Here is a 25,321-nt window from a genome sequence, read left to right as displayed (position 1 = left end):
AGACAAGATGTAAGCGTAAAGAATGAAACAACTGGAAGACGTATTCAAAAGAAAGATCCGATTTACCGAAGAAAGAAGGAAACATATAGAAGAGGATCACCCTGAGATGTTAGGACAAGAAGAGAGTATTGTAGAGTGTTTATCTTCTCCTGAACAAGTGAGACAATCCCGAACGGATGTCGGTGTGGAATTATTTTACAAGTATTTTTACCAAACGTTGGTAGGTGACAAATATCTTTGTGTAGTAATCAAGAATGGAAAGGATGATTTATTTTTAATCACGGCTTATTTCACTGACAAGATAAAAGAAGGAAAGGTATTATATGGATAGGGAGATTAAGATATATTTCGACAAAGAGTCTGACTACTTAGAAGTCCTCTTTGAAAAGAAAGAAGGTTTTTTTAAAGAAACGGAAAACGATGCAGTAATGGAAAAAGTGGATGTATTGGGGAATGTAATCGGGTTTTCGATTCTTGAGGTAAGTTCCTTCCAGAAAGAACCCGTATCTGTTTTCCTTCGTAGTGGTGCCGCTTAACGTGTATTCACTGTAAAGCTTCCCTCTTTAGTAGTTACGAAAGAGGGAAAAAATGGTTGGACGAATGGATCGAATCAAGTAAGAATACAAAGAAATGAATCAAGACAAACTACTAGAAAGAATAACATTCAATCCGGAAATATTCGGAGGTAAACCCATCGTTCGAGGCCGTCGTTTGGCAGTGGAACACATACTTGGAATGCTTGCGGCAGGAGATACGGCGGAAACGATATTGCAAGGTTATCCTTGGTTGGAATCGGACGACATTCAAGCGTGTCTGGTCTATGCGTATCGAATGATCGGAAACGAGAGAATAGAGAACATCCCGCAAGAAACAAGCCAGGTTGCGTGAAAGTATTTTTGGATACTTGTGTATGGGGAGGCGTGTCAAAGGAGCTTAAAGCTTTGGGAATAGATACGGTTTGGTCGGGAGACTTTACTAAAGATCCTGGAGATGAGGAAATTCTGAAAATGGCATATGAAGAAAAGAGAATATTAATAACCTTAGACAAGGATTTTGGAGAACTTGCAGTATTTCGAAAACTTCCTCATTGTGGAATTATTCGTTTAGTCAATTTATCCAGTAAGGAACAGACGAGAGTAAGCCACTATGTATTAAAATTACACGAAAAGGAACTGTTGTCTGGAGCGATCATTACGGCGTCTGCGAACAAACTAAGACTTCGTTTACCGGGCGAATGAGAGAAGGAATGTGATACAAAATTTATATTAAAGGATGAAGAAGAAAGCTTCCCTCTTTAGCTGTGATTGTTTGGAATTCCAAAACACGAAGATCTTTCGGGTTCAAGTTAAAGAGACAAGAAGAGCCGTTCATTAGAAATCTCGGCTGAAGTAATGCACAATCTTAGAATCGATTTCACGGCACAATAATCCACAATAATGGTTGGAAGGACTTCGGTTTAACGGGAAGTAAGAGTGGAACCGGGAAAAAAACCGGGTGATTTAGAACTCTTGCCAGTAAGACAAAAAAAATACGGAAAATGGAACTTGTGCGAGTCCTAAAACGGATTCTTTGAAAAAAACGAGTTGCCTAGTATTGTAATCGGAAAGAAACTTTCCAAGCAATCGCTTTCTTGAATTCAAAGAGGAAAGCATCTCACACCCCTGCCCTAATTCATTGCGCTCCAAACGTGGAGCCTCTAAACTTAAAATCAAACGATCTTTGGACGATTCCCTCTAAAGACGACTCCGATGGAAACATCGGGGCGGAGGGGGGAGAGTAATACCCCCCCGCTACCGGAATTTCAAGTATTCGAAATCAAGAATTGAAGATATTTAATTTTTTAGGATTTTTAATTATGAAAAACCTCTATTTTGTTTAACTTTCTAAAGGAATCTTTTGAAAATGAGTTTTTACGAATTTTTCCAGAGATTCAAGGTTTAAAATCTGTTATCCGGAAAGAGTTCCAAAGTAGAAAAAACACTAGCATTGACTAACATGGTTTTTAGTTTCATCGAAAACGAAAGACAAGCAATCGAAGTGGCCGCCCGAATCGAATTCGGGTAGAACTTTGATTTCACGACTAAAAGAGAAAGCGGCCGCTTGTTTGGGAAACATTTCTCTGAATTCGGGTTTTCCGAATCCCGTTTTTGCCTTCTAAGGCCTTGAGGCAATTGCCCTATCGTTAACCTAAGATTCACTTATGATCAACCTATCATTAACCTATGGTTGCCTATGATTCACTTATCATTCACCTAAGATTCACCTATCGTTAACCTGTGGCCTTCTAAAGAAAAGAAAAAGGGACTGGGAATAGTCTGGATTTGCGTTTTACTGCATTTCAAACAGGACTTGTTCGGGTCCTGTATGGGACTTGTTCGAGTCCTGTGATTTTCAAAGTGGTCCTGTTCGGGACTTGTGTGAGACCTGTTCAGGTCTTGTTCGAGTTCTAAGAGAGATTTTGAAGCAGTAGAAAGTGAGAATACAAGCTCGGATTGGAGAGTTCTTGCAGAATACGAATTGGAACCAAGAAACGAGTAAGAGTCTTGCTTGTATGTTGAAATATCTGAAGAAATCCGAAGTTTTCCGCAATTTCAAAGTTTGTTAAATTGAGATGTAGAACTTGGAAATTGAATCACCATATTTTCCGGAAAATGTGAGAGAAAACGAAAAAATCTTTCGGTTTTTTCCATTTTCTTCGGAAATCGCATGAAGAAAGCTGAATATTCAAGAAAGTGTTCTTAGGGAAATTTTCTTGTGTATTTTCAAAAACGCTTGTACCGGATTTTTTTTCGGTGTGTGAGTTTGCTAAGGGCTAAAACGCTTCGGATTGGCGAACGCTATGGAAAAATTGCAACTCCAGCAGCTTCAGGGTTAGGGCACTACACTTGGCCTCGGACTCGGAATGGGTAAAAACGGAACCACAGGATCGTATGCCAGCACTCTCAACTTGGGAATGAGCTACAACAGACAAGACGGCTTTGGCACTAGCGTGGGAATTTCAAGAAACAACAACGTGGTTCTTCCGGGAGTTGGTGCTACACTTTCTCGTTCGGAGTTTGGAGGATGGGGAGCGGATGTATCTACGGACCAATACGGTTCGTATGAAGGTAAAGGCGGTAAATACGGCGGAGTCAGTGGAGGACTTTCTTGGAACGAACACACGGGTGTTACACTCAGCTTAAACTCGGGGGGAACCAATGCATTCAACTACAATGCTCAGAGCGGTTTAACCAGTAACAGTAACTTTCTTGCCGAGTCTGCAATGAACAACGCTCTCGCTCAAGGTGTAGCCGATACCGATGAAGAGAAAGCATACAAAGCGGCGAAAGCAGAAGCAGATTCAAGAGCTGCTCAAAATAGAAACAATCAAGAAAATGGAGCGGCGGCGGCGAGTGCGATTGGATATGCGACTCAGAGAAGAGATGAAGATGGAGCACCAGCACACGGAGCCCCATCGTCGCATGACACAGGACAAACGTTAACTTCATCGGGATCGTTTGGGCCCGATGGAGAATCAACAACAGGAGGAAGACGTCCATTATCCACAGAAGATAAGGCAGCATTTTGGGACAACTGGAAAGGAGAAACTCGCGCTCAAACCGATGCAAGCATTGCAGAGTTAAGAAGAATGGGCTATGATACCGCGGAGATCGAAGGTAAAGTCCAAGCTTATCGTAATAACCAGGATTCAAAAACTGCAAACTCGAATTCAACAACACCTACTACACATCAAAGCCAAGGCACTGGGTTGTATGGTGGAGTAGTTCAGAATATTCTAAACTCTGCAGTCAGTGGGGCGAGTAGTTTGTGGGACAAGATTGCGGGGGGTGGTTCGAAGCCTGTTACAAACTTAAATTCGTTAGCAGAAAATAGCTATAACTATAAGCCTTCAAGAGATTTAAACTCCGTTTCAAAGCCTTTGGCTGATGGAGCAATAATTCCAGGAAAAGGGTATAATGTTACTTCAGAGTTTGGAAGTAGGCCCGACCCATTTAATCCGACTGGTCCAACGAAAAATCATCGGGGAATTGATATTGCAATGCCCATGGGAACACCAGTATTTGCAACTGCGCCTGGAAAGGTTATCTTTTCCGGGACACAAAATAATGGTTCAAAGGAAGTTCATATAGATCACGGTGGTGGCCTTGTCTCAATTTTTAAACACAACTCTGAGTTACTAGTTCAAAATAATCATCAGGTAGTGCAAGGAGAGTTAATCACTAGATCAGGAAATACCGGGCCATCTACGGGTCCCCATTTACATTATGAATTAAAACTTAATGGGGTTGTTCAGAATCCTGCTAATTTTAATATACGTGATTGGGCTACAAATCAATGAGGAGATATTAATGAAGAATAATTCAAAATTTGAAGTAGGAAAACTAATTTACCTATGTGTACAAAAATGTTTATTAATTTCCATCTTAGTGCAAGCATGTATGCCAATTTACGGTGTAGATTTTAGTACATTTAAGATTCATCTTAGAGGTTTAGGTCCAATACATATTAATGATACATTGTTTCAGATAGAGAAAAAATTATCTGCTAAGTTAGTAGGTGGTAAAGAGAATGATTACAATGGACAAGAATGTCATTTCTACACTGTACCTGGGCTTTCTGGTATTTCTTTAATGTTTATAGGAAAAACTAAAGATCTAAGATTGAGTAGGATTTATATTTCGAATTCGACTTTTCAAACCTTGTCTGGGATAAAAATTAATTCTGATATGACATCAATTCTTTCCACTTATAAAAATAATATTAAACGGGAGAAAGAACATTATACAGGTGATACAATGTTAGTTTTTGAACCTAAAGATTTTTATGATAAAGATTTCCGCATGATTTTTTTAACTAACAATAAAAAGGTAACAGGAATTAGCGTTGGTAGGATTCCAGAAATATTTGCTGTTGAGGGTTGTGATTAGGTTCTCTTGTGCACTACCGATCCACAGCAAAACAGGGATCCGGGGATGGAACACAAAGAGATAGCCCGGAGCACATTCCGAGTGCAAACTGGACTAAACGGTTCACAAAAGTGAACCGGCATGAAAGTTGCAGGGATGATGTGAAGAGAGACATCACATTATAAAAGTGTAAATGATGATTGGGTTAATTACCGGATTTGAAACCTGTATTCTAACAAACTCCACAGGATGTAACTTTATTAAGGAGGTATCTTTGTTTTTTAGCGTCTTTCGATTGTTGGTTTAGCAAATTAGAATCAATGGATTTACCGCGAAAGATTTCGGAAGGAGTGAGTAGATAACGGCCGGCTCTGTTGGGCCGTTGATCGTTGTAGATGGGAATCCATTCGGACAATTTTTGAATCAAAGATTGTCTATTAGGAATATCTAAATGATGAAGGCACTGATACTTTGTGATTTTGTGGATTGCCTCTATGGGACTATTAGAAAATGAAACGTCTTTACCTGCGGTAATTTTGTTGATTGGAAGCTTGTAATCAAAAATGATTCTGTCGAGAGCGCCTTGATTTTCGGGCCCCCCGTCGGTCATCAAATGAACGAAAGAAGATTCTTTAGAAAGATTGAGATTGATTAAAGGAAAAAGATCGGGCAAGGTCAATTTGGAAAAAGAGGTTTGATACTTGGAAATGGCTTCCTCGACTAACGAAGCACAGATGTCGCTGTCGACTTGGGCAGCGACTCTAAACGCTAAAATCATCTTAGAGAAGTTATCAATCAAGATGTAAATATGAGATTTGACGTTGTCTTTGGTGACAAACTGAGTGATATCGCAATGCCAAACTTCATTGGGACGGTAGGTTTTAAAACCTTCTTTCTTTAGCTTCTTAAACTTGTTTGAAAAGAGTTCGGGACGAATCACTCTTGCCCATTTGTAAAAGGAAGATAAGCTGCAATGCAGAATGTCGTTTTTTCTAGCGCATCCCCAAATGGAAGAAAGAGGCCAAAACAAAGTAGCTTTTTCCAAAAGAAGATTTTTTAAAGAATCGATTTCCTTGACTGAAATCTGACCGACAAACCGCTTGTGGCAGAGTTTTTCCCAGGAACTACTACATCGGAACCGCACTTGGAAAAACCAGCTGTGAAAAGTGGACTTTGAGATATGAAACTTCCTTAATGTTCTTTCGAATCCAAGGTCGTCCCTTACTCTTTGAATGGTACGGACGATTTTTTCTTTAACTTGAATTGAGTTTTTCATCTTTTTCGGAAGAGATTTGATCTGAAGAAGACATAGTTTGATTTTTGCAAGAGCGATGATCCCTTTTTGAAGGGTAAGAGAGTTTTCCAAGCGTATGGAAAGGTAGTTAGCTTCTCTTTGAAGATTCGGCTCCATCCCGTTAAACCGAAACCCGTAGATATGACGAAAGGAATCTGGATCTTTGTTTTTTAGAGAGTGAACGGTGGATTTCGGTAACCCTTTGAGCTGCTCGGAAGTAATAACGCCGTTAGCGACATTGAATTTCCAGAATGTATCGTATGAATTCCTGTTTTTTTTAGGGATTGTAGGAAGTATGACTGATGAATGGGTCGCTGTCTGCATGTTATCTGTGAATACATCGTAATATTTTCATCACAATATGAATCTTTTTTTGCTGAACGCCTAATTTTTGTTATTTGTCAGTGATATGATAATTGACACAAATCACAAATTTTTTCAATCTTGTTCGAGTCTTTAGAGGACGGAAACGGGGGAAAAGTTGCATCACGGGTTTGGAATTCAGCTTTTGAGTTTTAAAGACCAAACATCGAACTACGAAGCGAAAGCGATCGCAGCAGAAATCCTGCGACGCAACATGAATTGAAGGATGAAACTGGAATATACGGAAATGCTAACATGTTGCGATGCAGATTGGAGCGAAGAGCGCGGTTTTTCTTCGCGGAAGCGAAGAAAAATTCGCCCCACTGTCCCCAGTTTTCCGTGCTCAGTCGTCAGTTCTCCGAATCGTTTTTCCTTTAAAACAAAGATCGTAAGTTTAATCACGATCTTTTCGTTTCATATATCCTTTGTCATACCTCTGACCGTTTTCAGTTTTTTGTCCTCCAGTTCTCTGGACGCTCAAAGTGTGCCGACGCTTGGATCGACAAAACAATTTGCAAACGACGAATTAAAACCTTACGTGGACGCGGCAAAAGCCGGAGCCACGGATTCGGGAACGTTTTTAAATTCGGTGAACAACGGAGAACAAGTTTTAGAAGCCGCTTGGGAAACGGGAGTCAACGCGGAGATAGAAGCCATCGTGGGTGGAGTGAATAACTCGGACACGGTGAATAACGTAAACGTTTACAAAGACGCTGTAAGAGCTCAGTTGGAATTGCAGAAACAACAGGCAAAGAACCAATGGATCGCGGACGTAAACGCGTACATACAAGCAGAGTTACAAATCTTTTTAGCGACATTATCCCAAAACACATCGAACAACGTAACATCGACGAACACAAATGCGGTGAATACGATCAATCCGACTGTGCAAACTGTAACCACTACTCCTGCCGCCCAAGCAACAAACCCCGCACAAGCGGCACAGAGTTATTACCAAGGAACCCAGCTCTGGGATTCTAAATGGCAGGATTTACTTAACAAACAAAACACCTGGGAACAGAATTCCTTAAATGCGATCCAGAATGGAATCCTGCAATGGAATCAATCGATTACAGGACTCGAAAATGATAAATTAAGTTATTTGAATGGAATCGAACAAACAAAAGCCCAGTGGTTGGCGAACAAACAATTGATTGCAAACGCTCAAAGCCAAATGAGAAACGCGCTTCAATCCACAATTACAAATATACGTTCTCAAGAAAATCAATTGAAAACAAATGCATCGAGTGATCCGAGTTTGACATCCGTGTTTGGGGACATGGACGAATTGTTGGAAGATCTACAGGATGCTCTGAATTCTAACGCATCCCTCGGCACGTTAGCGCAAACACTGGGAAATTTTTTCCAAAGTCAGATTTCAAACGCAACCGCAAAAGCCGACTACTGGAATATTACCAAATGGCAAGAGACGTATGCGACACAGACGGTTGCGTATTCTCAGATCGTGGGGAACTCTTCCATAAGCTGTACGAATTATGAAGGATCAGGATGTAACAACGTAGCCAGTGGGAATCGATCGATCGTATACAACAGTAATGGAAGTGTATATGGATGGAGAGCGAGCAGCGGTTCTTTGGTCTATCAATCGGATGAAACCGGCACGGTGGGCCAAGGTTCATATGGTTCGTCCGCATATATTGAAAACTCACATTACCAAATCAGTTGTCAAGCATGGGATTTCGGCGGAACTTGTGTCGGTGGATTTGGAGGTTACGAGTCCAACGGTGTCTATTGTGGTGACAGATTCGAATTCTGCGGATATACCCGAGACACAGTTATCGACCAAAACTATACAGTATTTGCAAGCGGGACGTTCAACCAACAACAGATAACAAACAACAATAATATTCGAAATGCAATATTCGGAAGTTATAACACTGCATTTGGACAATCCTCCCAAGCTGGGAACGCGGTGGCCGGATCGGGTGTGGCTCTTGAAACCAAAGTATATTTGGGAGGAAGCGCTTTAAATAGTTCCAACTGGTATGGATCGTTGGGATTGAATAACCAAGTTCAAATACAAACGAAATACAAATACATAGACTCTGCGATGCAAGCAAACCAGAACTTTTGGACGAGTATGAAAACTCAGTTTACAAATATTGCATCTACGTTTTTGTCACTCGTCAATCCGTTGAAAGACTGGGAAGAAAGATCGCAAACATACGAAGAAGAATACCAAGCAAAACTATTAGAACTGGAACAAACGAAACAATCTACAATTTCCAACTATGATAATCAGATTAATCTCATGAAGGCGGCAAGAGGAGCCTGGGTCACAGAAGTTTACGGTTACCAAATGGCAGGAATTGCAGGAAGCGCGGATAACGCAAATAGCCAATACAGAAGCGGACAAGAGAATTGGGATAATACGATATCAATCTTCCAACAATCGGAACTCAACTGGTATTTATCTGCAAAAGATATATTACAACAAGCGGTAACTGCAACTGACGGAGAAACACAATTCCAAACAAACGCAATTCCGCAAGCAAACCAACTACAAACACAAATTACAAACTCAGAAACAAATACAACCGGGCTTTACAACGCGGCCACCGGACTTTACCAAACGTATCAATATGCAGCGGCAGGAAACGTAATGCAACAAGCATTAACGAATCAACAAAACCAAACAAGTTGGAACGGACAAGGAGCCAACCTCTCTCAAACAATCGCAGATTCTTTTGGAAGAAGCGAAGCCTACAAAACAGCAGAACTCAGCGCAAGTAATCGAATCAATGCACTGGCACAAACGATTTACGGAAACGGGGCATATATCGTAGACAATACAGAGTTGCAAACACTCCAAACCCAAATTACAACGAGCGGACAAAACCAAACGTTTTGGCAAAATGAAATCAATGGAACCAACGGAGGATTTAACTTTAACGGTCGCAACAACACAAGCCAAGCAAAAGAAACCTTGTATACGAACATGATCGCAGACATTGCAGTCGCAACAACGTTACAAGCAGAAGTAGTCGACGAAGAGATCACATATCTAAAAACAGCAAACGAATACTTTGAGAAATCCGAAAGATATCAAGAGTTAGCAGACAAAGCAAGAAGCGAAGCAAAATTCGATGAAGCAGCACTTTACACTGGTTATGCGGTGAGAGAAAAAAACAACGCTTTAGGATATTTAAAAAAGAAATACTATTCGTTAGGCGAAGAAATTACGAGTGAAATAGACAACCGAGGATTGACATATACCAAAAATTCTTTCCTGAGTTACAGAGATAACCTACTCAACAAAAACTTTCAAAATAGCACACAAATCAACAAACAAATCCAAGAAGGAAAAAACGCTGTAGCAGGAATTATTTCCGAAGGAGAAAGTTACAACCAAATCCAAGGAATGATCCAAACAGCGACCAACTTAAACAAACAAGGAGAAGAAAACAAACAAAGAGTAGAGAAACTACTCTTAGAATCAAAAGAATTAGCAAACCGTAATATCGGAGAAGGACTCTTGGATGGACTCCAAGAAATGATCGCAAGCATACAAAGCACACTCCCACAAGAGATATCTAACAACGGAGTGAGCCAATACATACAAGCACAAGAGAAAGAGCTGGAAGAAAAACAAAAAAAGGCAGATGAACTACTTGCCCACATGAATTCACTTGTGACAAACCAAAACGATTTGAATGCATTACAAACCCTACTCCAAGGAAGCAGCCAAGCAATCAACCTAGCAGCAAACAGCGCGGTATCTAAATACTTAGACGACTACGCAAAGAAACTTCAAAAAGACAACGAAGAAAGAAGTAACCAACTTCAAAAGACGTTACTCGAAGCTCTGACGAACGGAGAAGATTACAAATATCTCAGAGACGCAGGATATTCTTTCCGAACGGATGGAGAAGGAATATCCGCTTACAGACAGATCTACAGCGGAGAAATCGAAATCGACGGCAGTGCGATGAAGAGCACGAGTTATTCTCCCGATTTAGAATATCAATATATTAGAATAGACACAAAATTCAATCCAGGAAACTTGAGCGTGGATATGATGAATCCAAACGCGACAAGGTTCAACGCAGAAATGGTACTGGGAGTTAAAAACTACATCGACAATCTCCAAAAGAACGTAGAGACGATGTTTGCTCAGTTCAGCGACAAAACAAACGAGATCAAAGAAGAATACGCACAGAATCAAGAAATCCGAGACTACAAAAAGGAACTCTACAAAGAAAATCGGGATACAACGGTAGCCTCCTTTCAAGCTTTACCAGGCGACTTGAAAGGCATGTTCGAAGGAGAAATGGGAGGACTCAAAAATTATCACGAACAAGGATCGAAATACAACTTCGGAACAGAAAGTTTCAAAGGCCAAAGCGGAGATATGAAGAAGATCGGCAAAGCGATGTATGAAGGAGCAAACATTGACGACACAGTTTTTGGAGGAAGCAGAGAACTCAAAGGCTCGGTGAGCGTCAAAGGCATACCTGTAGAAATTAGCTACGGAATGCAGTATTTGATCGTAACATCCGGATTTGATATATCGAATTTAGGCTACAACTTCAACTTGAAGTTAGTGGGAACTCAAAACGCAGAGAGTCAACTCTCGAACGTAAATCAAAAATATGCCGTCTACTCCGAAGACATTCAAAATAGAATCGAGAAACAAGCAAAGGCGAATGACGCGGATAAGGAAAGCAAGGGATTTCTATTTACAATTTTGAATGGAATGAACGGCGGATCCGGAAGCATGGGACAAAGATTTACCCAAGCGGTGAAGTCGGAAGCACAAAGCCGCATAACGGGAGCCGTGGCCGAAGCAACTGGATTACCTGCAAGTCTCGTAGGGGCACTTGTCGGTGGAAGTAGCATGAAAGACGCAGTGAAAGCGTATGTCAAAGACGAGACCGTAAACGCAATTTCGAAAGCAACCGGATTACCTACATGGCTTATCTCCAATCAGATGGAGAAGATGAACAAACCGAAAGAACAATGGTATCAAAGCCAAGAGTTCCAAATGGTGACAACAGTGGTAGCAGTAGCGGCAGCGCCCTTCACCGGCGGAGCTTCTCTGATGGTCGCTATGGCAGTGGGTGCAGGCCTGGGTGCCGCCACAGGAGCTGCAAGCGGAGGATTAAAAGGTGCGCTCGTCGGTGCTGTGGGTGGAGCTGCAGGAGCTGCTGTCAAAAGTTTTACAGGAGGAGCGGTTAACGTAGGCCTCAGCTACTCCGCAGAGAACGGATTTGGTGCAAGCGTAGGAGTCGGATATGGACCTGCCACAGTGAGCGTCGGCATCTCAGAACGAGGTGGAACATCGGTGGATGTCGGTTTAACAAAAGGCGGATTCAATGCAGGACTAAACTACAACAGTAAAACAGGAAGCGTAAGTGGAAGCACAGGATTTACTTCTCAAAGTGGAACGGGCTTAGCACTCAGTTACAACGAAGGAGACGGATTTGGTGCAAGCCTTAGTAAAAGTTTTAGTAATGGAGTCAATGGCGGAATCAGTTGGAGCGAGAAAGGTGGTGTCGGTGGAAACATCGGATACGAAGCTCCTGGAGACAAAAACAAACCGAAAGATTCACTTGCAAATCAAATGAAAGGAGCCGGTGGAACTTTAAGTTTCAATCAAAGAGATGGAGTATCAGCAGCGCTTAACGCATCGGGAGGAGTGAACGCAGGAAACTGGAGTGAGTCAGGTGGATTCCAGGCAAACACAAACTTTTTAGCCGACAAGTGGAAAGCCGATTTTATATCAGGAAAAGCGAAAGAAGACGCAGATGCGCAAGAAGCATCCAGAGGCGCTCAAAATAGGAACAATCAAGAATCTGGTGCAGCGGCGATCGCAGGGGCTGGGGTCACTTTCGGAGGTCGCAAAGAAGAAGGCGGCGTAACCTTACAGCACGGTGGTGGAGCCGGTGAACCGAACACAGGTTTAGGATCGGCTGGAGCATATGGCTCGCCAGGCCTTCACGACACCGTGCAGACAATTACAGTGTCCGGCGGGACTGTGGAAGGAAATGGAGGACGCAAGTTGAGTGCGGCTGATGTTGCGGAATTCAAAGCAGATTTCAGAAACGAAAGTAGAGCGCAGACCGATGCAAGCATCGCGGCATTGAAGAAGGCTGGTTACGACACAAACGGTATTGAGAAGTTTGTAACGGATTTTCGTAACGGAAAAGCGGCGAATACTGCGAACCAAACCGCAACAGCAACAGCAACAGTGCATCCGACTACTCAACAAAGCACCGGATTTTTTACAAATGCACTTAATTCAGTAGTGGGTGGAGCAACGGGATTGTGGAATCGGGCGACGGGGGGTTCTAAGCAATCAAATAGCAATGGTAATGGTAATGGACATGAAATTGTTCGTATTGGGGAAAACGGTTTGGCTGAGTATGCCAATGGAGCAAGAACTTCAATTGCATTTAATGAAAAAACGGACGGTCCATTCTCTCAACCTCGTACCGGCGAAGTACATGGAGCAGTAGATCTTATGACTCCAATTGGAACGAAAGTGTCTGCGTTAGAGGATGGTGTAGTTACAATTTCAAGAAATAAACCTGATGATTACTTGCGCTATCCATTGAAAGCCGGAGAAACTACAACACTTGGAGGAGCGTCTATTTCAATACGCCATACCAATGCGAATGGTGAAACCGTTTATAGCTACTATGCTCACAATTCAAAAGTATTAGTCGAAAATAATCAGAAAGTTTATAAAGGTCAGGTTATTGCTTTATCTGGTCAATCCGGTAATACTCCTGGCGGACCTCACATCCATCAAGAAGTGAGTAAATATGTAGACGGTAAAAGAGTAAAAATGGATCCTTTAGAGTTTTCATGGGAGAAGTTTAATGCAAATAAAAATGAAAATTAAATCACTGATAGCTATTTCATTATTGCTCGTAGTTTGTTCATGTAAAACTAAAGAGAGTTCAGCCCTCAATGATATACCGGATGAAGTTCCTTTATATCAAGCTTTACAAGCAGATTCTAAGAGAATTGGAATTCTAAAACTCGGAGAAAAATATGAAATTCAAAAAGAAGAAAGTATTTTATTCACTGATGAGATTGGAGGCTATTCAGAAAGTTTCAAATGGGTGCTTATCAAAAAAACTACAGGTGAAGTTGGATGGTCATTAAGAAATATTTTAAATCCTAATGGTAAATTAGAACAAAATGATCCTATCGGTAGGTGGGTTTCTTTGGGTTCTAAATTTCCACAAGATTTAGTTAGATTTCTTAATCTTGAAATTTCAAAATCTGAAGTTTTGGTGAACCCTTATGCCGGCGTCGGTTATTTAAAATATGAAGATCCTAAGTTTGAATGTTCTAATGGAATATGCTCGATTTTTGCAAATGGTAAATTGATTCTTAAATTTAGCTTCCTGAAGACAAATGCTATTAAAATTATCTTCTCTGCTAAGGTTGTTGGGGATGGAGTTTCGCCTGATGTTCAAGTTAAAGAGAGTGATATGTATCACATATTGGAAGAAGGTTCGATTCTTTACAGATTGTAGCTTACGCTGTAGTCCACTCTCGCACAAACTAACACCCTCTAACGATGCACGAGCAAACGCAAAATACTCTTCCCGAGCACATTCCGAGTGCAAACTGGACTAAACGGTTCACAAAAGTGAACCGGCATGAAAGTTGCAGGGATGATGTGAAGAGAGACATCACATTATAAAAGTGTAAATGATGATTGGGTTAATTACCGGATTTGAAACCTGTATTCTAACAAACTCCACAGGATGTAACTTTATTAAGGAGGTATCTTTGTTTTTTAGCGTCTTTCGATTGTTGGTTTAGCAAATTAGAATCAATGGATTTACCGCGAAAGATTTCGGAAGGAGTGAGTAGATAACGGCCGGCTCTGTTGGGCCGTTGATCGTTGTAGATGGGAATCCATTCGGACAATTTTTGAATCAAAGATTGTCTATTAGGAATATCTAAATGATGAAGGCACTGATACTTTGTGATTTTGTGGATTGCCTCGATGGGACTGTTAGAAAATGAAACGTCTTTACCTGCGGTAATTTTGTTGATTGGAAGCTCGTAATCAAAAATGATTCTGTCGAGAGAGCCTTGATTTTCGGGCCCCCCGTCGGTCATCAAATGAACGAAAGAAGATTCTTTAGAAAGATTGAGATTGATTAAAGGAAAAAGATCGGGCAAGGTCAATTTGGAAAAAGAGGTTTGATACTTGGAAATGGCTTCCTCGACTAACGAAGCACAGATGTCGCTGTCGACTTGGGGAGCGACTCTAAACGCTAAAATCATCTTAGAGAAGTTATCAATCAAGATGTAAATATGAGATTTGACGTTGTCTTTGGTGACAAACTGAGTGATATCGCAATGCCAAACTTCATTGGGACGGTAGGTTTTAAAACCTTCTTTCTTTAGCTTCTTAAACTTGTTCGAAAAGAGTTCGGGACGAATCACTCTCGCCCATTTGTAAAAGGAAGATAAGCTGCAATGCAGAATGTCGTTTTTTCTAGCGTATCCCCAAATGGAAGAAAGAGGCCAAAACAAAGTAGCTTTTTCCAAAAGAAGATTTTTTAAAGAATCGATTTCCTTGACTGAAATCTGACCGACAAACCGCTTGTGGCAGAGTTTTTCCCAGGAACTACTACATCGGAACCGCACTTGGAAAAACCAGCTGTGAAAAGTGGACTTTGAGATATGAAACTTCCTTAATGTTCTTTCGAATCCAAGGTCGTCCCTTACTCTTTGAATGGTACGGACGATTTTTTCTTTAACTTGAATTGAGTTTTTCATCTTTTTCGGAAGAGATTTGATCTGAAGAAGACATAGTTTGATTTTTGCAAGAGCGATGATCCCTTTTTGAAGGGTAAGAGAGTTTTCCAAGCGTATGGAAAGGTAGTTAGCTTCTCTTTGAAGATTCGGCTCCATCCCGTTAAACCGAAACCCGTAGATATGACGAAAGGAATCTGGATCTTTGTTTTTTAGAGAGTGAACGGTGGATTTCGGTAACCCTTTGAGCTGCTCGGAAGTAATAACGCCGTTAGCGACATTGAATTTCCAGAATGTATCGTATGAATTCCTGTTTTTTTTAGGGATTGTAGGAAGTATGACTGATGAATGGGTCGCTGTCTGCATGTTATCTGTGAATACATCGTAATATTTTCATCACAATATGAATCTTTTTTTGCTGAACGCCTAATTTTTGTTATTTGTCAGTGATATGATAATTGACACAAATCACAAATTTTTTCAATCTTGTTCGAGTCTTTAGAGGACGGAAACGGGGGAAAAGTTGCATCACGGGTTTGGAATTCAGCTTTTGAGTTTTAAAGACCAAACATCGAACTACGAAGCGAAAGCGATCGCAGCAGAAATCCTGCGACGCAACATGAATTGAAGGATGAAACTGGAATATACGGAAATGCTAACATGTTGCGATGCAGATTGGAGCGAAGAGCGCGGTTTTTCTTCGCGGAAGCGAAGAAAAATTCGCCCCACTGTCCCCAGTTTTCCGTGCTCAGTCGTCAGTTCTCCGAATCGTTTTTCCTTTAAAACAAAGATCGTCAGTTTAATCACGATCTTTTCGTTTCATATATCCTTTGTCATACCTCTGACCGTTTTCAGTTTTTTGTCCTCCAGTTCTCTGGACGCTCAAAGTGTGCCGACACTCGGATCGACAAAACAATTTGCAAACGACGAATTAAAACCTTACGTGGACGCGGCAAAAGCCGGAGCCACGGATTCGGGAACGTTTTTAAATTCGGTGAACAACGGAGAACAAGTTTTAGAAGCCGCTTGGGAAACGGGAGTCAACGCGGAGATAGAATCGATCGTGGGTGGAGTGAATAACTCGGACACGGTGAATAACGTAAACGTTTACAAAGACGCTGTAAGAGCACAACTGGAACTGCAGAAACAACAGGCAAAGAACCAATGGATCGCAGACGTAAACGCATACATACAAGCAGAGTTACAAATCTTTTTAGCGACATTATCTCAAAACACATCGAACAACGTAACATCGACGAACACAAATGCGGTGAATACGATCAATCCGACCGTACAAACTGTAACCACTACTCCTGCCGCCCAAGCAACAAACCCCGCACAAGCGGCACAGAGTTATTACCAAGGAACCCAGCTCTGGGATTCTAAATGGCAGGATTTACTTAACAAACAAAACACCTGGGAACAGAATTCCTTAAATGCGATCCAGAATGGAATCCTGCAATGGAATCAATCAATTACAGGACTCGAAAATGATAAATTAAGTTATTTGAATGGAATCGAACAAACAAAAGCCCAGTGGTTGGCAAACAAACAATTGATTGCAAACGCTCAAAGCCAAATGAGAAACGCGCTTCAATCCACAATTACAAATATACGTTCTCAAGAAAATCAATTGAAAACAAATGCATCAAGTGATCCGAGTTTGACGTCCGTGTTTGGGGACATGGACGAATTGTTGGAAGATCTACAGGAGGCTCTGAATTCTAACGCATCCCTCGGCACGTTAGCGCAAACACTAGGAAATTTTTTCCAAAGTCAGATAACAAACGCAACCGCAAAAGCCGACTACTGGAATATAACCAAATGGCAGGAGACGTATGCGACTCAAGTCCTAGAGTTTAAAAAAGAAGTGGCAACCGCAAGCTTAAGTTGTAGTGGAAGTAGTTCTTGTAACAACCTGTCTACCGGACCACGAGCGATCACGTATGGAAACGACGGAAACGTATATGGTTGGGGTGCGACTAACGGAGGTTTTCAAAACGGAGTTTTGGTAAGCACTTTTGATCCATATACGGTAATGAATCCGAATTACGCGGAACTCAATCAACAATACCAAAGTTGCCAGACTCAGGCGTCCGGATCTCCATTCGGATGGATAACTTGGATATCCTATCCATGTTCAAATTTTGGATGGAACGGAGAGAATGCACCGGTTCAATCCTATACTGTAGTCCCCAACAACAGCACGGGATACTACAGCGCAGGACATTACGAAGCGACGTGTAACGGATCGGATGTAGGAGGAACTTGCCTTGGAGGAACCGGCCACTACGCGTTAGACTTAACTGATTGTACCGGAGCTCCGTTTGGAGTAATGTGCGGCTATAGCAGACAATGGCATACGGACGACAGTTATTCCACCTCGGTAACGGAAAGTTTTAGCCAGGCACAAAAAGATCAAATAGCGACAAACACAAAAATACGAAACGCGGTCTATGGAAATTACAACACTGCGTTTGGATTGTCTTCCCAAGCGGGGAATGCAGTTTCAAATTCAAGCGTTGCGCTTGAAACAAAAGTGTGGTTAGGCGGAAGCGCTTTAAATAACTCGAATTGGTACAATTCTCTTGGATTGATCGAACAAGTACAGGTTCAAACCAAATACAAATACATAGACTCTGCGATGCAAGCAAACCAGAACTTTTGGACGAGTATGAAAACACAGTTTACAAATATTGCATCCACGTTTTTGTCACTCGTCAATCCGTTGAAAGACTGGGAAGAAAGATCGCAAACATACGAAGAAGAATACCAAGCAAAACTATTAGAACTGGAACAAACGAAACAATCTACAATTTCCAACTATGATAATCAGATTAATCTCATGAAGGCGGCAAGAGGAGCCTGGGTCACAGAAGTTTACGGTTACCAAATGGCAGGAATTGCAGGAAGCGCAGATAACGCAAATAGCCAATTTAGAACGGGACAAGAAAACTGGGACGACACAATATCAATCTTCCAACAAGCAGAGTTAAATTGGTATTTATCCGCAAAAGATATATTGCAACAAGCGGTAACTGCAACTGACGGAGAAACACAATTCCAAACAAACGCAACCTCACAAGCAAACCAACTACAAACACAAATTACAAACTCGGAGACAAATACAACCGGGCTTTACAACGCAGCAACAGGTTTGTATCAAACGTATCAATATGCAGCGGCAGGAAACGTAATGCAACAAGCAATTACAAACCTGCAAAACCAAACAAGTTGGAACGGACAAGGAGCCAACCTCTCTCAAACAATCGCAGATTCTTTTGGAAGAAGCGAAGCCTACAAAACAGCAGAACTCAGCGCAAGTAATCGAATCAATGCATTAGCACAAACGATTTACGGAAACGGGGCATATATCGTAGACAATACAGAGTTAAATCAGATTCAAAATCAAATTACAACGAGCGGACAAAACCAAACGTTTTGGCAAAATGAAATCAATGGAACCAACGGAGGATTTAACTTTAACGGAAGAAGAGCGACAAGTATATCTACAACAACAGAATACACAAATATACGAAACGATATCTCTGTAGCGACAACACTACAAGCAGAAGTAGTAGACGAAGAGAGAGGCTATCTAAAAACCGCAAACGAATACTTTGAAAAATCAGAGAAGTATCAAGAGTTAGCAGACAAAGCAAGAAGCGAAGCCAAGTTCGATGAAGCAGCGCTTTACACTGGTTATGCGGTGAGAGAAAAAAACAACGCTTTAGGATATTTAAAAAAGAAATACTATTCGTTAGGCGAAGAAATTACGAGTGAAATAGACAACCGAGGATTGACATATACCAAAAATTCTTTCCTGAGTTACAGAGATAACCTACTCAACAAAAACTTTCAGAATACAACTCAAATCAACAAACAAATCCAAGAAGGAAAGAACGCCGTGGCGGGGATTATATCCGAAGGAGAAAGTTACAACCAAATCCAAGGAATGATACAAACCGCTTCCAACTTAAACAAACAAGGAGAAGAAAACAAAGAACGAGTGGAACGGTTGCTACTCGAATCCAAAGAATTAGCAAACCGTAATATCGGAGAAGGACTCTTGGATGGATTGCAAGAAATGATCGCAAGTATCCAAAGTTCGTTACCACAAGAAGTGAGTAACAATGGAGTCGCTCAATACATCCAAGCACAAGAGAAAGAATTGGAAGAAAAACAAAAAAAGGCAGATGAACTACTTTCTCACATGAATTTACTTGTGACGAATAACAATGATTTGGCGGCATTGCAAACATTGTTACAAGGAAGTAGCCAAGCAATCAACTTGGCGGCAAACAGCGCAGTGTCAAAATACTTAGACGACTACGCAAAAAAACTACAAAAAGATAACGAAGAAAGAAGTGCAAATCTCCAAAAGACACTTTTAGAAGCGCTGACCAACGGAGACGAATACAAATATCTTAGAGAAGCAGGATACGGATTTAGAGTGGATGGAGAAGGAATCAGCGCGTATCGACAGATCTACAGCGGAGAAATCGAAATCGACGGCAGTGCGATGAAGAGCACGAGTTATTCTCCCGATTTAGAATATCAATATATACGAATGGAGACGAAGTTTAATCCTGGAAACCTGAGCGTGGATATGATGAATCCAAACGCGACAAGGTTCAACGCAGAAATGGTACTGGGAGTTAAAAACTACATCGACAATCTACAAAAGAACGTGGAGACGATGTTTGCTCAGTTTAGCAACAAGACAAACGAGATCAAAGAAGAATACGCAGAGAATCAGGAGATCGAAAGTTATCAAAAGAAATTGTATGAGGCAAGTAAAGAGAATTACTTAGCAGCCTTCCAAGCTTTACCAGGCGAATTGAAAAACATGTTCGAAGGAGAAATGGGAGGCTTAAAAGGTTATCACGAACAAGGATCGAAATACAACTTCGGAACAGAAAGTTTCAAAGGCCAAAGCGGAGATATGAAGAAGATCGGCAAAGCGATGTATGAAGGAGCTTCGATCGACGACACAGTTTTTGGAGGAAGCAGAGAATTAAAAGGCTCGGTGAGCGTCAAAGGGATTCCTGTGGAAGTAAGCTACGGAATGCAATACTTGATCGTCACATCCGGATTTGATATTTCAAATTTAGGATACAACTTCAAGTTGAAGGGAGTGGGAACCAATTACGTCGACAATCAACTCTCAAACGTAAACCGAAAATATACCGTCTACTCCGAAGACATTCAAAATAGAATCGAAAAACAAGCAAAGGCGAATGACGCGGAGAAGGAAAGCAAGGGATTTCTGTTTAACGTATTAAGCGGAATGAGCGGAGGACAAAAACCTCATGAAGCCATTAAATCCGAAGTTCAAAGCCGCATAACGGGAGCAGTTGCGGAAGCAACTGGATTACCTGCGAGTTTTGTGGGAGCCCTTGTCGGCGGTTCCAACATGAAACAAGCGATGAAAGCATACGAGAAGAGCGTGACCACGGAAGCGATATCGCAAGCAACCGGAATTCCCGCTTGGTATTTAAACCAAAAGATTTCTGAGAAAGAAGCGACACACGCGATGACGACGAGCTTTTCGTACAACATGGGTCGGGGTCTTGGCACGATGGCGGCTGTTGCAATAGCGACAGTTGCGGTAGGTCCAGTCGGTGTCATCGCTCTTGCGGCAAATCCAGATGTGACGAAAAAAGTGAACAAGTTCTCGGATCATCTGGGTAAACAAGCGTATGAAAACCGCGAAACGATCGATACAGTAATAACGGTTGCTGCTTCTGCGACGGCAATCATAACAGGTGGAGCGAGTTTAGTAGCGCTTGCAGCTTACAAAACGATACAGGGCGCGACGGAAGGCGGCGTGTTGGGTGCGCTCGCTGGAGCAGCGACGATTGGGAATGCTCCTCTTTCGATTGCAACTGGAGGTCTTGTAAGCTATGACCTAAGCTACTCGAGAGAGAAAGGATTTGGAGCAAGCGTCGGCGGTGGCATGAAGCTGATGGAAGGCCTTGGAGTTGGAGCCACACTCAGTTACAACGAACAAACAGGATTCGGCGGATCCGCGGGTTTGCAAGCGGGAACAAGCGCACTTAGCTTTAACGCGGGAATAAGTTATTCCGAACAAGGAGGAATTTCAGCTAACGCTGGCCTCGGACTCGGAATGGGTAAAAACGGAACCACAGGATCGTATGCCAGCACTCTCAACTTGGGAATGAGCTACAACAGACAAGACGGCTTTGGCACTAGCGTGGGAATTTCAAGAAACAACAACGTGGTTCTTCCGGGAGTTGGTGCTACACTTTCTCGTTCGGAGTTTGGAGGATGGGGAGCGGATGTATCTACGGACCAATACGGTTCGTATGAAGGTAAAGGCGGTAAATACGGCGGAGTCAGTGGAGGACTTTCTTGGAACGAACACACTGGCCTTACACTCAGCTTAAACTCGGGGGGAACCAATGCATTCAACTACAATGCTCAGAGCGGTTTAACCAGTAACAGTAACTTTCTTGCCGAGTCTGCAATGAACAACGGTCTTTCTCAAGGGGTGGCTGAGACTCCCGAAGAAAAAGCATATGCGGCAGCGAAAGCAGAAGCGGATTCCAGAGCTGCTCAGAATAGGAACAATTCTGAACAAGGAAAATCTGCGTTAGACGCGGTTGGATATGCTACGCAGAGAAGAGAAGAAGACTACTCTCAAAACCACGGTGACATTGACAACGATGGAAAAAACAAAGGATCTGGAATTGATCCAACCAAGTTGGAAATCAACCAATACGAGCGTTTTCAAAACAGAGATGGTGCCGCTGAGAACTTGAGCAAGAAAATAGATGAAACGTATAGCGCGAACCAAGGTAAGGACAAAAAGCTGCACAAAGAGTTTACCTCAGAAATCGATTTGAGGAGAAGTAAGATTTCTGAGAACGAGGCGAATATGAGTTTGGGCGACAAGATGAAGTTGGACAAACTCAAAGATCAAAAAGCGGCCTTAGATGCGGAATACAAAGCTATCAATTCTGGGGGAGGGAAAAACGACAAATACAATGAAATACTTTTGCTAAAAATCGAAGCAGTGAATCATCAAATGAATGATATGAAGGCGGGAGACGCATTTAAATACAAAGGGGAGAATGCGGACAATCGGACTGAACTGATGGGAAGAATGATTGAGCTGAAAGAGAAAGAAGCGTATGGAACATTGACTCCTAACGAGAAAAAAGATCTTGCTAAGGTAACGAGTGGTCTGGAAGATTATCGCCGATATGGCCAAGTTAGAGATCTGATTTTGAACAACAAGATTTCGAGTTATGATTTAGGTTCGTCTACGACGGCGGCGATTTGTTTTGTGAATTCGCATTCCAACTATCTCGGAGCGGATACTAAAACAAATTATTTCTCCCAGGCTCAGTTAGGGAATATCGGTATGACAAACAGTGATTACAGGGGAATGAAGGCTCCTTCTTTGGGTGTGGGAAGTCACTGGAGTGGAACTCTCAATACGTTGAAAAATCCGGCGAGCGGTGAAGTCCATGTGACGCGATCCCAGGTTGACATTTTGAACCGAAGCAAGGCAAACAATGCGATCGTGTTTACAGACACGACAGGCGACGGAAATGCAAATCACTGGCAGAATGTGGCGAGGGGTGAGGATGGTAAATGGTATGACATCAATAATAACCGCCGAACTAAAGATGATTTAAAACAAATGGATTTCAGTAAAGTATATCAAATCAAATACAATGACAATTGGTGAAACATGAAAAAGAAAATAGCGTTAGTAAGTATGTTGTTCTTTGTTTTCTTCTGCAAGGAAGAAAACAAAGAAGTCCCCAAACAAGAAAATTCCGTCCAGGAAGAGAAGGTGCAGGATATGAAGACTGAAAATATATTCAACTGGGTATTTGCGATGGACGGCTTAAATACTTTTAAAGAATCAATGGGCATCATATCTAAATTTGATGAGTATTGTTTGAAAATTGATCCTAATGTTAATTTTTTTGAACTTGGGATTGCGGAAGGTAAAGTTTACAAAGGCAAAGTTAAAGAACGAGATTTAGAAAGTGTAACGATTGAAATCAATGGTAAAACTCGCAAATATTTTATTGTGCAATATACATCAATAACTAAGGTCGAGACTTATGCATTGATGACGGAAAACTACTCAAAGAAAGAATCAGATGGGAAATGGAATATGGACAGTGCCGAAGGGAAGGTTGCTTCTTCTCAAACGATTTCCGAATGCATTTCTGATATTAAACTAAACTACGAACTACAGTATCACGAAGAAGATCACGGGGTGCAGAAAAAGAAGTAAAGCTTTTGTTCTGTTGCAGATCCACACCAAAAACAAAACAGGGCTCCGGGGATGGAACCAAGGAGATAGCCGAGCACATTCCGAGTGCAAACTGGACTAAACGGTTCACAAAAGTGAACCGGCATGAAAGTTGCAGGGATGATGTGAAGAGAGACATCACATTATAAAAGTGTAAATGATGATTGGGTTAATTACCGGATTTGAAACCTGTATTCTAACAAACTCCACAGGATGTAACTTTATTAAGGAGGTATCTTTGTTTTTTAGCGTCTTTCGATTGTTGGTTTAGCAAATTAGAATCAATGGATTTACCGCGAAAGATTTCGGAAGGAGTGAGTAGATAACGGCCGGCTCTGTTGGGCCGTTGATCGTTGTAGATGGGAATCCATTCGGACAATTTTTGAATCAAAGATTGTCTATTAGGAATATCTAAATGATGAAGGCACTGATACTTTGTGATTTTGTGGATTGCCTCTATGGGACTATTAGAAAATGAAACGTCTTTACCTGCGGTAATTTTGTTGATTGGAAGCTTGTAATCAAAAATGATTCTGTCGAGAGCGCCTTGATTTTCGGGCCCCCCGTCGGTCATCAAATGAACGAAAGAAGATTCTTTAGAAAGATTGAGATTGATTAAAGGAAAAAGATCGGGCAAGGTCAATTTGGAAAAAGAGGTTTGATACTTGGAAATGGCTTCCTCGACTAACGAAGCACAGATGTCGCTGTCGACTTGGGCAGCGACTCTAAACGCTAAAATCATCTTAGAGAAGTTATCAATCAAGATGTAAATATGAGATTTGACGTTGTCTTTGGTGACAAACTGAGTGATATCGCAATGCCAAACTTCATTGGGACGGTAGGTTTTAAAACCTTCTTTCTTTAGCTTCTTAAACTTGTTTGAAAAGAGTTCGGGACGAATCACTCTTGCCCATTTGTAAAAGGAAGATAAGCTGCAATGCAGAATGTCGTTTTTTCTAGCGCATCCCCAAATGGAAGAAAGAGGCCAAAACAAAGTAGCTTTTTCCAAAAGAAGATTTTTTAAAGAATCGATTTCCTTGACTGAAATCTGACCGACAAACCGCTTGTGGCAGAGTTTTTCCCAGGAACTACTACATCGGAACCGCACTTGGAAAAACCAGCTGTGAAAAGTGGACTTTGAGATATGAAACTTCCTTAATGTTCTTTCGAATCCAAGGTCGTCCCTTACTCTTTGAATGGTACGGACGATTTTTTCTTTAACTTGAATTGAGTTTTTCATCTTTTTCGGAAGAGATTTGATCTGAAGAAGACATAGTTTGATTTTTGCAAGAGCGATGATCCCTTTTTGAAGGGTAAGAGAGTTTTCCAAGCGTATGGAAAGGTAGTTAGCTTCTCTTTGAAGATTCGGCTCCATCCCGTTAAACCGAAACCCGTAGATATGACGAAAGGAATCTGGATCTTTGTTTTTTAGAGAGTGAACGGTGGATTTCGGTAACCCTTTGAGCTGCTCGGAAGTAATAACGCCGTTAGCGACATTGAATTTCCAGAATGTATCGTATGAATTCCTGTTTTTTTTAGGGATTGTAGGAAGTATGACTGATGAATGGGTCGCTGTCTGCATGTTATCTGTGAATACATCGTAATATTTTCATCACAATATGAATCTTTTTTTGCTGAACGCCTAATTTTTGTTATTTGTCAGTGATATGATAATTGACACAAATCACAAATTTTTTCAATCTTGTTCGA

At 41.5% G+C, this 25,321-nt stretch carries 14 protein-coding genes; 10 read left to right on the top strand and 4 right to left on the bottom strand.

What is annotated here, in order from left to right; genetic code table 11:
- Positions 1 to 22 precede the first annotated feature (22 nt).
- The 4 genes from LEP1GSC190_RS05105 to LEP1GSC190_RS05090 all read left to right on the top strand — a co-directional run bounded on the left by LEP1GSC190_RS05105 (position 23) and on the right by LEP1GSC190_RS05090 (position 1,238).
- Positions 23 to 331 (top strand): hypothetical protein, encoded by a 309-nt coding sequence (locus LEP1GSC190_RS05105; RefSeq protein ID WP_002747634.1) that lies wholly within the window; start codon positions 23 to 25, stop codon positions 329 to 331.
- Positions 324 to 536 carry a DUF2283 domain-containing protein gene (locus LEP1GSC190_RS05100; RefSeq protein WP_002747675.1) on the top strand — a complete coding sequence of 71 codons (213 nt, stop codon included), beginning with the start codon at positions 324 to 326 and terminating at the stop codon, positions 534 to 536. The genes LEP1GSC190_RS05105 and LEP1GSC190_RS05100 overlap by 8 nt, the downstream gene beginning before the upstream one ends.
- Positions 537 to 630: 94 nt before the next feature.
- Positions 631 to 888 carry a DUF433 domain-containing protein gene (locus LEP1GSC190_RS05095; protein ID WP_002747662.1) on the top strand — a complete coding sequence of 86 codons (258 nt, stop codon included), beginning with the start codon at positions 631 to 633 and terminating at the stop codon, positions 886 to 888.
- Positions 885 to 1,238, top strand: coding sequence for a DUF5615 family PIN-like protein (locus LEP1GSC190_RS05090; protein ID WP_081586350.1), 354 nt, complete (start codon positions 885 to 887; stop codon positions 1,236 to 1,238). Before LEP1GSC190_RS05095 ends, LEP1GSC190_RS05090 begins: the two co-directional genes overlap by 4 nt.
- 261 nt (positions 1,239 to 1,499) lie before the next feature.
- Here the strand turns inward: LEP1GSC190_RS05090 and LEP1GSC190_RS19715 are convergent, their stop codons facing one another.
- On the bottom strand, positions 1,500 to 1,712 hold the full coding sequence (locus LEP1GSC190_RS19715; RefSeq protein WP_126160274.1) for a hypothetical protein: 213 nt from the start codon (positions 1,710 to 1,712) through the stop codon (positions 1,500 to 1,502).
- A gap of 1,190 nt (positions 1,713 to 2,902) precedes the next feature.
- Between LEP1GSC190_RS19715 and LEP1GSC190_RS05075 the strand changes: the two genes are divergently transcribed.
- Together LEP1GSC190_RS05075 and LEP1GSC190_RS05070 are read left to right on the top strand one after the other, a co-directional pair.
- On the top strand, positions 2,903 to 4,339 hold the full coding sequence (locus LEP1GSC190_RS05075; RefSeq protein WP_420844288.1) for a M23 family metallopeptidase: 1,437 nt from the start codon (positions 2,903 to 2,905) through the stop codon (positions 4,337 to 4,339).
- Between the two features lie 10 nt (positions 4,340 to 4,349).
- The gene (locus LEP1GSC190_RS05070) at positions 4,350 to 4,928 is read left to right on the top strand and encodes a hypothetical protein (protein ID WP_002749068.1); all 579 of its coding nucleotides are present in this window, start codon (positions 4,350 to 4,352) and stop codon (positions 4,926 to 4,928) included.
- Between the two features lie 211 nt (positions 4,929 to 5,139).
- Here the strand turns inward: LEP1GSC190_RS05070 and LEP1GSC190_RS05065 are convergent, their stop codons facing one another.
- Positions 5,140 to 6,525 carry a DDE-type integrase/transposase/recombinase gene (locus tag LEP1GSC190_RS05065; RefSeq protein WP_117344680.1) on the bottom strand — a complete coding sequence of 462 codons (1,386 nt, stop codon included), beginning with the start codon at positions 6,523 to 6,525 and terminating at the stop codon, positions 5,140 to 5,142.
- A 1,318-nt stretch (positions 6,526 to 7,843) separates the two neighbouring features.
- Here LEP1GSC190_RS05065 and LEP1GSC190_RS05060 point away from each other — a divergent pair.
- Entirely contained in the window at positions 7,844 to 13,432 is a 5,589-nt protein-coding gene (locus LEP1GSC190_RS05060) for a peptidoglycan DD-metalloendopeptidase family protein (protein WP_237578365.1), read from the top strand.
- Positions 13,410 to 14,075: a hypothetical protein gene (locus tag LEP1GSC190_RS05055; protein ID WP_002746187.1), complete on the top strand. Its 666-nt coding sequence runs from the start codon at positions 13,410 to 13,412 to the stop codon at positions 14,073 to 14,075. The genes LEP1GSC190_RS05060 and LEP1GSC190_RS05055 overlap by 23 nt, the downstream gene beginning before the upstream one ends.
- Before the next feature lie 217 nt (positions 14,076 to 14,292).
- Here LEP1GSC190_RS05055 and LEP1GSC190_RS05050 read toward each other — a convergent pair whose 3' ends face one another.
- Complete coding sequence (locus LEP1GSC190_RS05050) at positions 14,293 to 15,678, bottom strand: DDE-type integrase/transposase/recombinase (protein WP_117344681.1); 1,386 nt, start codon at positions 15,676 to 15,678, stop codon at positions 14,293 to 14,295.
- 265 nt (positions 15,679 to 15,943) lie between these two features.
- On the opposite strand from LEP1GSC190_RS05050, the gene LEP1GSC190_RS05045 reads away from it, so the two are divergent.
- Complete coding sequence (locus tag LEP1GSC190_RS05045) at positions 15,944 to 23,032, top strand: TIGR04388 family protein (RefSeq protein ID WP_237578339.1); 7,089 nt, start codon at positions 15,944 to 15,946, stop codon at positions 23,030 to 23,032.
- A gap of 3 nt (positions 23,033 to 23,035) precedes the next feature.
- Positions 23,036 to 23,593: a hypothetical protein gene (locus LEP1GSC190_RS05040; protein WP_036048490.1), complete on the top strand. Its 558-nt coding sequence runs from the start codon at positions 23,036 to 23,038 to the stop codon at positions 23,591 to 23,593.
- A gap of 214 nt (positions 23,594 to 23,807) precedes the next feature.
- Here the strand turns inward: LEP1GSC190_RS05040 and LEP1GSC190_RS05035 are convergent, their stop codons facing one another.
- Entirely contained in the window at positions 23,808 to 25,193 is a 1,386-nt protein-coding gene (locus tag LEP1GSC190_RS05035; protein WP_117344680.1) for a DDE-type integrase/transposase/recombinase, read from the bottom strand.
- Positions 25,194 to 25,321: the final 128 nt, after the last annotated feature.

The sequence above is a fragment of the Leptospira mayottensis 200901116 genome (assembly GCF_000306675.2).
Classification (GTDB): Bacteria; Spirochaetota; Leptospiria; order Leptospirales; family Leptospiraceae; genus Leptospira; species Leptospira mayottensis.
This window is presented reverse-complemented; position numbering and strand designations above follow the sequence as displayed.

What these genes read in the sequence shown, in the direction of transcription:
- LEP1GSC190_RS05065 (WP_117344680.1), bottom strand. Translation starts at nt 6,525, where the DNA reads ATGCAGACAGCGACCCATTCATCAGTCATACTTCCTACAATCCCTAAA.
- LEP1GSC190_RS05095 (WP_002747662.1), top strand. Translation starts at nt 631, where the DNA reads ATGAATCAAGACAAACTACTAGAAAGAATAACATTCAATCCGGAAATA.
- LEP1GSC190_RS05045 (WP_237578339.1), top strand. Translation starts at nt 15,944, where the DNA reads ATGAAACTGGAATATACGGAAATGCTAACATGTTGCGATGCAGATTGG.
- LEP1GSC190_RS05060 (WP_237578365.1), top strand. Translation starts at nt 7,844, where the DNA reads ATGGACGAATTGTTGGAAGATCTACAGGATGCTCTGAATTCTAACGCA.
- LEP1GSC190_RS05100 (WP_002747675.1), top strand. Translation starts at nt 324, where the DNA reads ATGGATAGGGAGATTAAGATATATTTCGACAAAGAGTCTGACTACTTA.
- LEP1GSC190_RS05075 (WP_420844288.1), top strand. Translation starts at nt 2,903, where the DNA reads ATGGGTAAAAACGGAACCACAGGATCGTATGCCAGCACTCTCAACTTG.
- LEP1GSC190_RS05055 (WP_002746187.1), top strand. Translation starts at nt 13,410, where the DNA reads ATGCAAATAAAAATGAAAATTAAATCACTGATAGCTATTTCATTATTG.
- LEP1GSC190_RS05040 (WP_036048490.1), top strand. Translation starts at nt 23,036, where the DNA reads ATGAAAAAGAAAATAGCGTTAGTAAGTATGTTGTTCTTTGTTTTCTTC.
- LEP1GSC190_RS05050 (WP_117344681.1), bottom strand. Translation starts at nt 15,678, where the DNA reads ATGCAGACAGCGACCCATTCATCAGTCATACTTCCTACAATCCCTAAA.
- LEP1GSC190_RS05105 (WP_002747634.1), top strand. Translation starts at nt 23, where the DNA reads ATGAAACAACTGGAAGACGTATTCAAAAGAAAGATCCGATTTACCGAA.
- LEP1GSC190_RS05070 (WP_002749068.1), top strand. Translation starts at nt 4,350, where the DNA reads ATGAAGAATAATTCAAAATTTGAAGTAGGAAAACTAATTTACCTATGT.
- LEP1GSC190_RS05035 (WP_117344680.1), bottom strand. Translation starts at nt 25,193, where the DNA reads ATGCAGACAGCGACCCATTCATCAGTCATACTTCCTACAATCCCTAAA.